Source organism: Bariatricus sp. SGI.161 (assembly GCF_050313695.1).
GTDB lineage: Bacteria > Bacillota > Clostridia > Lachnospirales > Lachnospiraceae > JAFBIX01.
The window spans coordinates 22,209-34,157 of sequence record NZ_JBNPLX010000029.1 but is presented as its reverse complement, the minus strand read 5'-3'; the positions used below and the strand labels follow the sequence as shown (position 1 = coordinate 34,157).

12 protein-coding genes are annotated in these 11,949 nt (G+C 39.9%); 2 read left to right on the top strand and 10 right to left on the bottom strand.

Annotation, left to right across the window (positions count from 1 at the left end; all coding sequences use genetic code 11):
- Positions 1 to 72 precede the first annotated feature (72 nt).
- Positions 73 to 2,451: a trans-4-hydroxy-L-proline dehydratase gene (gene hypD, locus ACQRBH_RS14305; protein WP_427762224.1), complete on the bottom strand. Its 2,379-nt coding sequence runs from the start codon at positions 2,449 to 2,451 to the stop codon at positions 73 to 75.
- 4 nt (positions 2,452 to 2,455) lie between these two features.
- Complete coding sequence (locus ACQRBH_RS14300; protein WP_427762223.1) at positions 2,456 to 3,364, bottom strand: trans-4-hydroxy-L-proline dehydratase activase; 909 nt, start codon at positions 3,362 to 3,364, stop codon at positions 2,456 to 2,458.
- A 250-nt stretch (positions 3,365 to 3,614) separates the two neighbouring features.
- Here ACQRBH_RS14300 and ACQRBH_RS14295 point away from each other — a divergent pair, with 250 nt between their 5' ends.
- On the top strand, positions 3,615 to 4,184 hold the full coding sequence (locus ACQRBH_RS14295) for a helix-turn-helix domain-containing protein (RefSeq protein WP_427762221.1): 570 nt from the start codon (positions 3,615 to 3,617) through the stop codon (positions 4,182 to 4,184).
- Positions 4,185 to 4,240: 56 nt separating this feature from the next.
- Here ACQRBH_RS14295 and ACQRBH_RS14290 read toward each other — a convergent pair whose 3' ends face one another.
- Positions 4,241 to 4,387 carry a FeoB-associated Cys-rich membrane protein gene (locus tag ACQRBH_RS14290; RefSeq protein WP_427762219.1) on the bottom strand — a complete coding sequence of 49 codons (147 nt, stop codon included), beginning with the start codon at positions 4,385 to 4,387 and terminating at the stop codon, positions 4,241 to 4,243.
- Between the two features lie 15 nt (positions 4,388 to 4,402).
- Positions 4,403 to 6,745 carry a ferrous iron transport protein B gene (gene feoB, locus ACQRBH_RS14285; RefSeq protein WP_427762218.1) on the bottom strand — a complete coding sequence of 781 codons (2,343 nt, stop codon included), beginning with the start codon at positions 6,743 to 6,745 and terminating at the stop codon, positions 4,403 to 4,405.
- A gap of 164 nt (positions 6,746 to 6,909) precedes the next feature.
- Between feoB and ACQRBH_RS14280 the strand changes: the two genes are divergently transcribed.
- Positions 6,910 to 7,290, top strand: coding sequence for a metal-dependent transcriptional regulator (locus tag ACQRBH_RS14280; RefSeq protein ID WP_235234240.1), 381 nt, complete (start codon positions 6,910 to 6,912; stop codon positions 7,288 to 7,290).
- A gap of 64 nt (positions 7,291 to 7,354) precedes the next feature.
- On the opposite strand, the gene ACQRBH_RS14275 is transcribed toward ACQRBH_RS14280, so the two are convergent.
- From ACQRBH_RS14275 to ACQRBH_RS14250, 6 genes are all read right to left on the bottom strand, one after another.
- Positions 7,355 to 8,008 (bottom strand): DUF4956 domain-containing protein, encoded by a 654-nt coding sequence (locus ACQRBH_RS14275; protein WP_427762216.1) that lies wholly within the window; start codon positions 8,006 to 8,008, stop codon positions 7,355 to 7,357.
- A 30-nt stretch (positions 8,009 to 8,038) separates the two neighbouring features.
- Positions 8,039 to 8,743 carry a polyphosphate polymerase domain-containing protein gene (locus ACQRBH_RS14270; RefSeq protein WP_427762215.1) on the bottom strand — a complete coding sequence of 235 codons (705 nt, stop codon included), beginning with the start codon at positions 8,741 to 8,743 and terminating at the stop codon, positions 8,039 to 8,041.
- Positions 8,744 to 8,873: 130 nt separating this feature from the next.
- Positions 8,874 to 9,911 (bottom strand): sensor histidine kinase, encoded by a 1,038-nt coding sequence (locus ACQRBH_RS14265; protein WP_427744453.1) that lies wholly within the window; start codon positions 9,909 to 9,911, stop codon positions 8,874 to 8,876.
- A 195-nt stretch (positions 9,912 to 10,106) separates the two neighbouring features.
- On the bottom strand, positions 10,107 to 10,253 hold the full coding sequence (locus tag ACQRBH_RS14260; protein ID WP_297935352.1) for a hypothetical protein: 147 nt from the start codon (positions 10,251 to 10,253) through the stop codon (positions 10,107 to 10,109).
- 164 nt (positions 10,254 to 10,417) lie between these two features.
- Positions 10,418 to 11,392, bottom strand: a complete 975-nt coding sequence (locus tag ACQRBH_RS14255) for a hypothetical protein (protein ID WP_297872955.1) — start codon at positions 11,390 to 11,392, stop codon at positions 10,418 to 10,420.
- A gap of 11 nt (positions 11,393 to 11,403) precedes the next feature.
- Positions 11,404 to 11,856, bottom strand: a complete 453-nt coding sequence (locus ACQRBH_RS14250; protein ID WP_297872954.1) for a DUF4869 domain-containing protein — start codon at positions 11,854 to 11,856, stop codon at positions 11,404 to 11,406.
- Between the last annotated feature and the right edge of the window lie 93 nt (positions 11,857 to 11,949).

Sequence of the window (11,949 nt, the reverse complement as noted above, 5' to 3'; positions counted from 1 at the left end):
GGACAAGATGTTGACCACCTTGTCCTTATGTTTCATAATTCTACACAAATTAATGAAATTGTCAAGTTTTAATTAATCAAATGATTGTTCTGTACGGTTGATGATCTCATCCTGCAGTGGTTTATCCAGGTTACGGAAGAAATCACTGTATCCTGCAACACGAACGATCAGATCTTTATAATCTTCTGGATGATTCTGAGCATCAATCAATGTCTGTTTATCAATAACGTTGAACTGAATATGATGTCCATCCATGGAGAAGTATGAACGAATCAGACTGGCCATATTATTCAGGCCTTCTTCTCCAGCCACAACATTTGGTGTAAACTTCTGATTCAGAAGAGTACCTGCTGTTGCCAGATGATCCATCTTTGCACAGGACTTGATAACTGCTGTCGGTCCATTGGTGTCTGCGGATTTCTCTGGAGAAATACCTTCAGATACTGGTTTATGTGCTTTTCTTCCATTTGGAGTTGCCAGAATTACATCACCAAAGTATACATGACAGGTAGTAGGAAGCATATCTACACCATATTTTCCACCCTTCATGTTCGGACGTCCTGTGATGGTGCTTCTGTATAATTCAAATACTTCCTGCATAATGTCATCTGCATAGTCATCATCATTTCCATATTTTGGAGTTCTGTCATGAACCATACGATAGATTGCATCATATCCTTCAAAGTCATGCTCCATAGCTTCAATCAACTCTTCCATCGTGAAGTTGTGATTGTCATATACATTATATTTTACAGCAGCAAGACAGTCTGTAACCGTACCGATACCTACGCCCTGAATATAGTTTGTATTGTATCTTGCGCCGCCTGCATTGTAGTCTTTTGCATTAGAGATACAGTCGTTGGTTACAACAGACAGGCATGGTGCCGGCATCTCCTGTGCATATAACTGCTCGATAACGTTATTACCACGGATCTTGATATTTACAATGTGCTCTAACTGCTTCTTAAATGCAGCCCAGAGTTCATCATAGGTCTTAAAGTCCTTAGCATATCCAAGTGGCAATCCAATCTGCTTTCCAGAATATTCATCATATCCATTAAACAGTGTCAGCTGGAATACCTTCGGGATATTCAGATAACCGGTAAGGATATAAGCTTCGCTTCCCCATGCTCCGGTCTCTACACAACCTGAAGAACCACCGCGTCTTGCATCTTCCAGGCTCTTTCCTGCATTGATCAGCTCCATGATCTGAGCTTCTGTGTTATAGAATGCAGGCTGTCCCCATCCTTTTCTTGAGATCTCACATGCTCTCTTTAAGAACTTGGCCGGTGTCTTCTTACTGATCGTTACGTTAGAGTTTGGCTGAACCAGCTTCATCTCATCCATACAATCCAGAATCAGGTAACTTACATTATTAACACCATTGCGTCCGTCCGGTGTAACACCGCCGGTATTGATGTTCGCAAAGTCTGTATAAGTAGCACTTTCCTTTAATGTGATACCTACTTTTACCGGTGCAGGCTGGTTGTAGAACTTCACCCACAGACATTCCAGAAGTTCCAGAGCCTTCTCGTCATCCAGAATACCTGCCTCCACATCTCTCTCATAATATGGGTTCAGATGCTGATCAAGTCTTCCCGGGCTAAATGCATCCCATGGATTCAGCTCAGTTGTAACTGCAAGGTGTGTGAACCAGTATAACTGAATTGCCTGCCAGAAAGTCTGAGGCTTGTGTGCCGGAACAACCTCCAGGTTCGCTGCAATCTGAAGAAGTTCTGCCTTTCTGGTCTCATTTTCCTCTTTCTCTGCCATCTCAAGCGCAAGCTTATGATAACGCTCTCCCAGAATGATTACTGCATCACAGGAGATGTCCATAGCCTTCAGCTCTTCACATTTATTCACTGCTTCCGGATCATTGATATAATCCAGTTCATCCATTGTCTTATGAATCTTCTCTTTATAATCCATATATCCGGTAGTAAATACCTGCTCACCACCACAAGTATGTCCCGGACCTCTCTGCTCCATAAATTCTGTAAACATACCTGCACTGTAGCATTCCTGCCATTCCGGAGTCATTCTTGAAAGAATCTTCTCTCTCATACTTCTTCCCTTCCAGTATGGAATGATCTCCTCTGCCTGAAGCTTTCTGTCTTCTTCTGTTGTATGGAAGGATACCAGTTCACGTTCACTCATGACTACCATATCCTCAACACTGTGACAGCAAAGTTCCGGGAATGTAGGTGATGCCTGCGGATCCTTACCTTTTTCGCCGACGATCAGCTCTCCGTCTCCCAGATACAAGGTCTTCTTGGAAAAATATTCTTTCAGAACCATTGCTCTCATAACCGGGATTGAATATCTGCCGTCATTTTCTTTGTAGAAATCAGTCTCGATCTTTGCTCTCTCAAGATCAATGTGAACAGGTGTCGTCACACTGATTTCCCGAAGTTTCTGAATTCTTTCATTCATACCACGTAATTTTGCCATATGTTTACCCTCCTATTTTTGTGTTCTGGAATCCGGATTCTACGAAGAGTCTGACGAAGCTCTCCATCTCTTCCTTCTCCGGTGCATGTAAATCTGTTCCCTTATATTCCATATCCAGCTTGGAATACTTTCCGCTTCCTGTGTCATGATACGGAAGCAGATTAATCTGAGCCGGATGAATATCATGTTCTTTCAGAAACGCTATCGTTTCTTTCATGTTTTTTTCATTACCATTTACTTCTTTTATTGTTGGAATTCTAATATATATTCTTGCTCCATCCGCTGCAAGACGAATCAGATTATCAAGAATCAATTGATTATCCACTCCGATATACTTTTTATGAAGTTTTGGATCCATGACCTTCACATCATAAAGAAATGTATGAACATAAGGAAGGATTGCCTGAAACTTCTCATATGGAACATATCCACATGTGTCAATCGTAAGTGTAACATCCTGGCGTTTTATCTCTTTTGCAATTGCCAGTATATAGTCTATATCCATTGCCATGACTTCTCCGCCGGAAAGTGTCACGCCACCGCCAGATTCTTCATAAAACATCTGATCCTTCATAAGCTCTTTTATCAGCTCTTTTACAGAATATTCCCGTCCTATAATCTCACGGATTCCTATTGGACAGAAGTTTACACATTTTCCACAGAATGTACACGCATCTTTCTTCATCTCTGGCTTTCCATTCTCCATGGATATTGCCCCATTCGGACATACTTTTGCACAAGTTCCGCAGCCAACACACTTCTCCTTGTCACACTGCATCTCTTTTTCAAACCGCTGAGTCTCTGGATTGTGACACCATTCACATTTCAAAGGGCAGCCTTTAAAAAATACAGATGTACGAATTCCGTCACCATCATGGATAGAAAACTTCTGAACATTCGTTATCAGCGACATCTCGTCTCCTCCATTTTCATAATCATGAAATATTATTCGATTTTTCTTCCCTATTTTCATAATACAGTATTATTGTTAAATTTTCAACATATTTTATCAGGTCTTTTTTCATAAATCTGATGCATATTTTTTGTGCATTATCTCTAAATATTCATTGTTTTAAGTTGATTATTTTCACAAATTACAATATAATGAAAATATCGCTATAAAATCTACACATTTTATATAAATATGAAAACGAGGTGTTACTATGAAAAGTATTCAGGAAATCGGAAATACGATTAAGCAAGAGCGTCTGAAACAGGGAATGACATTACAGCAATTAAGTACTGCAACGGGTTTTTCAATCGGATATCTGTCTCAGTTCGAGCGAGGGCTTTCCCAGATTGCCATTGACTCACTGCATAAGATCACAGATGTTCTTGGCATGGAATTTATCGATTTTTTCCGTGAAGAAGAATCCTCTCCTTCTGCCTCACCAGTCACAAGAATCTACGATGCCAGCTGTGATAAGGTCAGCGACCAGATCATTCAATATACTTTAAGTCAGAATGCCAAGAACTTTTCCTATCTCCCACGACTCTATCATCTCATGCCCCATATCGGAGCGGATGAGAACATAGAATTATATGCTCACGAAGGAGAAGAATTCATCTATGTCCTTGAGGGTGTTCTAAAATTATATGTGGAGGAAGATGAATATATTATGTATCCGGGAGACAGCGTCCAGCTTGATTCTACCAAGAAGCATAACTGGACCAACTGCGGAACTCAGATTACCAAGATCCTGACTGTAAATATGCCAAATCCTTTCAAATAAAAATAATCCGTAGCATTCCCTGCAATATCTGCAGAAATACTACGGATTATAATTATTTATTTTCTCTGACAGCTCTGACTACAGTGCCCACAGTCACATCCACAGCTGCTTTTCCCATTTTTCTTATTTCTTCTCATGATCACAACCGCAATGACCACAACCACGGCGACTGCCAGAAAGACAACTATATCTGCTATATTCATATCGCACCTCCTACTTTATAATCCAACTGCAATACAGATGAAATGTGCAATAAACGCGATGATCCATGCAACTACACACTGCCAGAAGACAACGCCTACAGCCCATCTTGATCCAAGCTCTCGCCTGATAGACGCGATTGCCGCAACGCAAGGCGTATACAACAAAGAAAATACCAACATTGTTGCTGCAGATACAGTTGAAATTGCAGTCTCAACGCCACCGCCGAACAGAATTTCCATCGTGGATACCACGCTCTCTTTTGCCATAAATCCACTGATCAGCGAAGTTACGATACGCCAGTCTCCTAATCCGAGAGGTCTCATAATCGGTGCAATCCATCCGGATATAATAGCCATCAGACTGTTGGAAGAATCTTCTACCATATTTAGCTGAAGGTCAAAACTCTGCAGGAACCATACCACAATCGTTGCAATCAGAATGACACTGAATGCTTTGCTTAAGAAATCCTTAGCCTTTTCCCACAATAACTGTGCAACATTTTTTACACCCGGCATACGATAATTTGGCAACTCCATAACAAACGGAACGGCTTCACCTTTAAACAATGTATTTTTAAACAAGAGTGAAACCAGAATTCCGACAACAATTCCCAGAACATACAGCCCCGTCATAATAAATCCACCCTTACCCGGGAAAAATGCACTGACAAAGAAAGCATAGATTGGAAGCTTCGCTGTACAACTCATAAATGGAGTCAAAAGGATCGTCATCTTACGGTCTCGTTTACTTGGCAGTGTTCTCGTTGCCATTACGGCAGGAACGGTACATCCAAATCCAATCAACATCGGAACAATACTTCGTCCTGACAGTCCAATCTTTCTCAATAATTTATCCATGAAGAAAGCAACTCGTGCTACATAACCACTATCTTCCATAATAGACAAGAAGAAGAACAAAGTCACTACGATCGGGAGAAAACTAAGTACACTTCCGACACCGCCAAAGATACCGTCAATCACCAGGCCATGGAGAGCCTGATTCACATGAGCCGCAGTCATCCACTGATCCACAACTTCCGTTAGTGCATCAATACCAGTCTCCAAAAGTCCTTGTAAAAACGCACCGATTACGTTAAAAGTCAGGAAGAAGACAGCCCCCATGATAGCGATAAAGCAAGGGATCGCGGTCCATTTTCCCGTAAGAATACGGTCAATCTTTTCTGAACGGATCCGCTCTTTACTCTCTTTTGGTTTCTTAACCGTACGTTCACAGACATACTCAATAAAGTCAAAACGCATATCCGCCATTGCAGCACTTCGATCCATTCCGCCTTCTTTTTCCATCTGTACTACAATATGCTCGATCATATCCTTTTCATTCTGATCCAGCTGAAGCTGATTCAAAATCAATGAATCTCCCTCGATAACCTTAGTTGCAGAAAAGCGGAGGGGAAGTCCGGCTCTCTCTGTATGATCTTCTATTACAGATTCCACCGCATGAATGGCACGATGGATGGCACCACCATGATCGTCTTTACTACAGAAATCCTGTTTCTGTGGGCGCTCCTGATACTGTGCGATATGTACTGCATGTTCGATTAATTCCCGGACACCTTCATTCTTGGCAGCAGAGATTGGAATGACCGGAACTCCCAGTAAGGATTCCATTCCATTGATATCTATGGCACCGTTGTTATTCATGACTTCATCCATCATATTAAGGGCAACAACCATAGGAATATTCATCTCCAGAAGCTGCATCGTCAGATATAGATTTCTCTCAATATTCGTTGCATCAACAATATTAATGATTGCTTTCGGTTTATCGCCAAGAACGAAATTTCTGGAAACAATCTCTTCACTTGAATAAGGAGACATGGAATATATTCCCGGAAGATCTGTAACTCTCGTGTTTGGATGTCCTTTAATTGGACCATCTTTGCGATCTACTGTAACCCCAGGAAAATTACCCACATGTTGGTTAGCTCCTGTCAATTGATTGAATAATGTCGTCTTTCCACAATTCTGATTTCCTACAAGGGCATAGGTAAGAACCGTTCCATCCGGCAATGGATCTCCGTCATCCTTGGCGTGATATTTACCATCTTCTCCCAATCCCGGATGATCCGTAGGATATATTTTATCAATACGGCTATGCTTATTCGTTCGTTCTTCAATCGGCTGAATGTCAATCTGATCTGCATCTGCAAGACGAAGTGTCAACTCATATCCGTGAATCTGTAATTCCATCGGATCTCCCATAGGCGCAAACTTTACAACTGTAACTTCCGCCCCCGGAATCACACCCATATCCAGGAAATGCTGTCTTAGAGCTCCTTCTCCGCCTACTTTCGTAATAACAGCACTTTCTCCGATTCTCAGATTCTTAAGTGTCATTTGTAACACCTCCATATATGTACATGATAATTATTTTCAATTAAAGTTATACCACGCTAACCAAAATTCGTCAAGACTATACAGTCTTGAATTTTTCTGTTTCTACTGATATAATAGAACAAACTTAAATGGTATATATTAACAGAAAATAGAAAGGTATTATTATGCGTCACAATAGATCTTCTGAAGATTATCTGGAAACTATATTGTTATTAAGCAAAAAGTTACCAGTTGTTCGTTCCATTGACATAGCGGTTGAGTTGAATTTTTCAAAACCAAGCGTCAGTGTTGCTATGAAACATCTGCGTGAAAATGGCTGTATAGAAGTAAACCAGGCTGGTTTTATTACTCTGACAGATAAGGGCATGCAGATTGCCACCAGTGTATATGAGCGTCATCAGGTACTCTCTGACTGGCTGATCTCTCTTGGTGTAGATCCCCAGACAGCTTCTGAAGATGCCTGTGAGATGGAACATCAGATCAGCGATGAAAGTTTCCAGGCTATGAAAAAGTTTATAAAGGAACACTCAGCAGTGTTAAAATAAAGTTTATCTATTCTGTTCAGGTGCACCTCCACCTTTCATTCGTCCATCTTGTTTAGGTGCACCGTCATCTTTCATCTCCATTTTCCAGTTTCGATACTGTAATCTCCAGATTTCCATTTCGACAACGAAGTTCATCAATCAAATTCTTTTCTTCACTTGCCATCTTTAATTTCAGATTATATGTCAATCGAAATAAGCTTCCCATATTGGTCGTCTTCACCTGAATTAGTTCGCACTCTTCTGTGTATCTTTTTAATATCTCATCAAATACTCCTGTATAATCTAAATCCTCTGGAATAGTAATATGTAGCGTCTTATAAAGCGCCATTCTCTTTCCAGTGCCGAAGTCCAGATAATTATATAAAAGCGTCATACCACCAAAAATCATTGCTATCAAAAAAGCATATCCGATATAACCCATTCCAACTACAAGTCCGGTTCCCATGGCAAGAAAAATTGCACCGATTTCCTTTGCAGAACCCGGAAACGAACGGAAACGAACCAGACTGAATGCTCCTGCTACAGCCACACCGGCACCTACATTTCCATTGACCATCATAATCACTACACATACAATAGCCGGAAGCATTGCCAGTGTTGCAACAAAGCTCTTCGTATAACGTGTTTTCCACATATAGCTTCCTGTCAGAATAAGGCCAATAATCAGTGCACTGCCTACACATAGTAAGAAATCAGACAGTCCAATCACGCTTGTCATATCTGTATCAAAAACTCCCGAAATATTGTATCAAGCATATTGAATTCCTCCCTTCATCTGCTGATAGGCTGTTCCATATTTTGAAAATGATATTTTATACAAATGGTTTCTGGTCAACGCCTCACTCATCCACAGCGGGATTCCCCCAGATGTCTTAATCTCCATCAAAGTCTGCCCCTGTTCCAAAATCGAAGTTCCATAAAAATCACTTCCAAGAGACAGATCATCTTCCCGGTATAAAATATTTTCATCAAACGTTACCCGAAAATCACTTCCATCAAGTGCATAATAGGCCTCTCTTTCATAGGATAAAAAAACCGTCGGGTGAAGAGTTTTATAATATTCCCAAAAATATCGGAGCTCATTGCCAATCTGTGAATGGTCGGGAAGTGGATTTCCGTTACATAAGCAATTCATTACTTCTGCTTCCGGACAAACCAGCCTTCGCTTATACACCACATGCTTGTATTTTTTCTTCAGTTCTACAAATACCGGAGTATCTTCACTTGCCGGACAGTAACTTCTCACCCGAAGCTTTTCTTTGTAAGTCGGTTTTTCCAGTGAATGACGAGCCAGCCGGTATGTCTCTGTGTCAAAATAAATGTTCCGTATTGTTGTCCTTTTGTACTGATCTAGCTTCATATAAGCTTCCATACTTTGCAACATATTTTCTTTCTGCTGCCGGTTTATCATATACTTCAATTCATAGCGTTTAAAAGTCATCTGATATGTCATGTCATTTGCTCCTTTGATTATTTACAGATATTACTATAACGAAACTTCCTTAAATTAACTTAAAAGTCTCTATAAAAAATGCCCGGATGGGAAATCCACCCGAAGCATTGTTTTTCAATAATCTCGAATTTTAACTTATGGGAAATATCACCGTAATCATCAACGATCTCTCATCCTCTGTCGATGCAACGATCTTCCCTTTATGTGCCTCTACTGTCGCTGCAGCGATGGAAAGCCCCAATCCGTATCCTCCTGTCTGAGAATTTCTGGAACTGTCTGCACGATAAAATCTATCAAACAAATGATCCAGTTGTTCCCGCGAAATAGATTCTGTCGTATTGTAAACAGACAGGCGAATCCTCTTCCTCTCTTTTTCCAGGCATACCTTAATCCGTCCTCCATCTCCTGAATACTTCACCGCATTATCTAAAAGAATTGTTACAAGACGACTCAGCGCCTTCTCATCACCACATATGGAAATCATCGGTGTGATCTCACTTGTCAATATCTTATTCTGTGTCTTTGCCAGGGACTGATATGTATTCACGGTTTCTTCTACCATATCCGAAAATGGAAAATCCACCATGGTCATTGCTGTTCTGCTTTCTTCCATACGGGAAAGAAGGATCAGATCATTGGTCAAGTCTGCCAGACGTTTGGTCTGATTTTGAATATCACTTAGCCACTCATTCTCTCCCAGGTCCATCTCCAACACTTCTGCATCCGCATCAATAATTGTCAGAGGTGTCTTCAGCTCATGCCCGGCGTCTGTAATAAACCGCTTCTGCTTCTCATAATTTTCCACAAAGGGTTTTGTAATGTATGCCGACAAAAATACCATCAGGACAAATACTGCTCCCAATCCCAGAGTGGTCACTCCAAGTCCTGTTACAATCAGATTATTAAAGTTAGACAATTCCCGCTCCCTGTCCAGAAAAATAATTTGCACTTTAGAATCCATTCCATATTCACAGACAAGATAACGGTAATCTTCCATAAATCCATGTGTCTTACCTGTTTTCCACACAGTCTGCGCATATTCCATTGCAGTAGATGTATCGATAGAGGCAATTTTTCCTGTATCGGCATTTACTATTTCACCGTCATTATTCAACACGACAGAGAAAAACCTGGATTCATATGGCATTTCCGCAGACACCTTCCCCATAATTTTTTTATCATCCTCCTGTACTTTCCCCGGCTTTCCTTCTGGAATCTGTCCTTGTTCTTCGTGTATCATTTCCGGATAAAATAAAAAAGCGATTCATGATCTAGCAATTTCTGCTAATCATTACCGCTTTTTTGAACGTTCCCTGCTAGAATCGAACTCACAACTAGTGCTTAGGAGAGCTCTGTGGTTCTGTTAATCCCTGTCAAGAACTGATATGTTTAGCCCTTTATTATCAAGGACTTTTTTCACTTTCAAATCAAATTCTGGTAATCTGAATATCCTTTCTGTTAAGTCCAGATAAGCCCTGAAAATTAGCAGATTCTTTGCAACTGCTAACATCCGGGGAAAGCTCTGTTGTTACTAACAGATATCATGTTCCGGCTACCATCCCCTTACAAGCAGGAATGATAAACATATTCAATTGACCAGATTTCTATTATTACTATACAACGTTATTGTCGATTTGTCTATGGGGGTCGACTACAGGATTGTGCAATTTTACACTAATCCCATATAACTAATTTCATCATTTTTTTCACAGCAGTTATCACTTTTGAAGATACATAAACACTCGATATTTTTTTCTTAGAATATGACCAGACCGGATCACCTTTGGTCATGTCTATTAGCAAAGCTGTAAAGAATCTTTCCCAACTTGCATATTTTTTGCTGTCTATGTAATTCTCCGGTTCCTGCAGAATCTCTGTAACATTTGCATTTGGAATAGTATTGGACGAAAGCAATAACCATTCAAATGATTCTGGTGCATAAAGCACAACATTACCAACTGTGTTCAAATATTCATATACCTCTTTCATTTCAGAACCAAATGCTGCTCCATCCACTATAATCAAACGTGTACCTTGCGTTTTTTCACTGTCCTGCAAGCATTTGATGATATTAGATTTCCCATTTGCAGAAATACAATTGACATTTTTCTGTTCGGACAATTTTGCGAAAAAATCATATCCGGAATTTGAGTCCTCGGTAATTACTAATTCAGGCTCTATAGAACTCTGCGCTGAAATCTCACCATAAAGATGATACATTTCATTATATTTCTGCTTTGCTTCATGATATTTCCCAGATTCGCGGAATCCGTAGATTTCCTGTACACTATATGGGAGCATAGGCATTTTTTCCCGCGTTGCAAGAACAAAATAATTGTCTGACTCAAGCGCAAGCTTTGCAAACTCTTTTGAAGTGACAAATCTATTTCCTTCATCAATAAAAATAATACTGTTTGTTATTCTTTTTAGCTGCATTTCCCAGTCTTCATTATCGAGTGTTCGGCATTCACGGTCACAGGAAACCATTACGCCACTTTCAGAACCATACCTTCTATAATCACGAATGTAATCAATTAACACCGTTTTCCCAGAAGCACTATCTCCTGTTAAAATCGTGATATTTCTTGTCAGGGTAAAATCATATTTTACTCTTTTCGCTTCTATAATTACTCTATGTGAACCTTTCATATCCGCTACCCCTATTGCATCTCATTCAAGTATTTACTTGCAAATGGAATTAATTCCCGCATAGTATGAACGAATTCTCCCCCATTTTTTATCTGGATATCAAATTTAGTATCTTTTCCAAAACTCATCATATGGCGTAAATTGATTGTAAGATCCTGCTGTTTACCAATCTCCAGTATCCATTTTGCGCAATTATCTCCACAGGTAGACGCATTAAATATTTTGTCCGGTTCGTTTAACATCAATAATAATGTTTTCACTCCACCCGATAAACGTTCCGGTGGAATTTGTCCAAGAACCGGACTGTTAATACATTCCCCACTCAAAACTTCGGAATGATCAACATCCATAATCATTTTTTTAGCAAGATCTGTTTCAAGCCATTCAGGTTCATATGTGTTTTTAAAATAAACGCTTGTATTATAAATGCTGTTCGAAGTATCGCCATAAATTATTGTAAGCATTCCGTCTCTCCATTCTTCTTAATACCTTTTCAAATATTCTTTACATATCTTCTTACATCTGATAATTCAGTATATCATATCTAAAAAAAAAAA

Excerpts from the sequence above, each read along its gene's own strand:
- ACQRBH_RS14295 (WP_427762221.1), top strand. The coding sequence starts at position 3,615 with ATGAAAAGTATTCAGGAAATCGGAAATACGATTAAGCAAGAGCGTCTG.
- ACQRBH_RS14270 (WP_427762215.1), bottom strand. The coding sequence starts at position 8,743 with ATGACATATCAGATGACTTTTAAACGCTATGAATTGAAGTATATGATA.
- ACQRBH_RS14300 (WP_427762223.1), bottom strand. The coding sequence starts at position 3,364 with ATGTCGCTGATAACGAATGTTCAGAAGTTTTCTATCCATGATGGTGAC.
- ACQRBH_RS14250 (WP_297872954.1), bottom strand. The coding sequence starts at position 11,856 with ATGCTTACAATAATTTATGGCGATACTTCGAACAGCATTTATAATACA.
- ACQRBH_RS14275 (WP_427762216.1), bottom strand. The coding sequence starts at position 8,008 with ATGACAAGCGTGATTGGACTGTCTGATTTCTTACTATGTGTAGGCAGT.
- ACQRBH_RS14255 (WP_297872955.1), bottom strand. The coding sequence starts at position 11,392 with ATGAAAGGTTCACATAGAGTAATTATAGAAGCGAAAAGAGTAAAATAT.
- ACQRBH_RS14260 (WP_297935352.1), bottom strand. The coding sequence starts at position 10,253 with ATGTTAGCAGTTGCAAAGAATCTGCTAATTTTCAGGGCTTATCTGGAC.
- ACQRBH_RS14265 (WP_427744453.1), bottom strand. The coding sequence starts at position 9,911 with ATGGGGAAGGTGTCTGCGGAAATGCCATATGAATCCAGGTTTTTCTCT.
- hypD (WP_427762224.1), bottom strand. The coding sequence starts at position 2,451 with ATGGCAAAATTACGTGGTATGAATGAAAGAATTCAGAAACTTCGGGAA.
- ACQRBH_RS14290 (WP_427762219.1), bottom strand. The coding sequence starts at position 4,387 with ATGAATATAGCAGATATAGTTGTCTTTCTGGCAGTCGCCGTGGTTGTG.
- feoB (WP_427762218.1), bottom strand. The coding sequence starts at position 6,745 with ATGACACTTAAGAATCTGAGAATCGGAGAAAGTGCTGTTATTACGAAA.
- ACQRBH_RS14280 (WP_235234240.1), top strand. The coding sequence starts at position 6,910 with ATGCGTCACAATAGATCTTCTGAAGATTATCTGGAAACTATATTGTTA.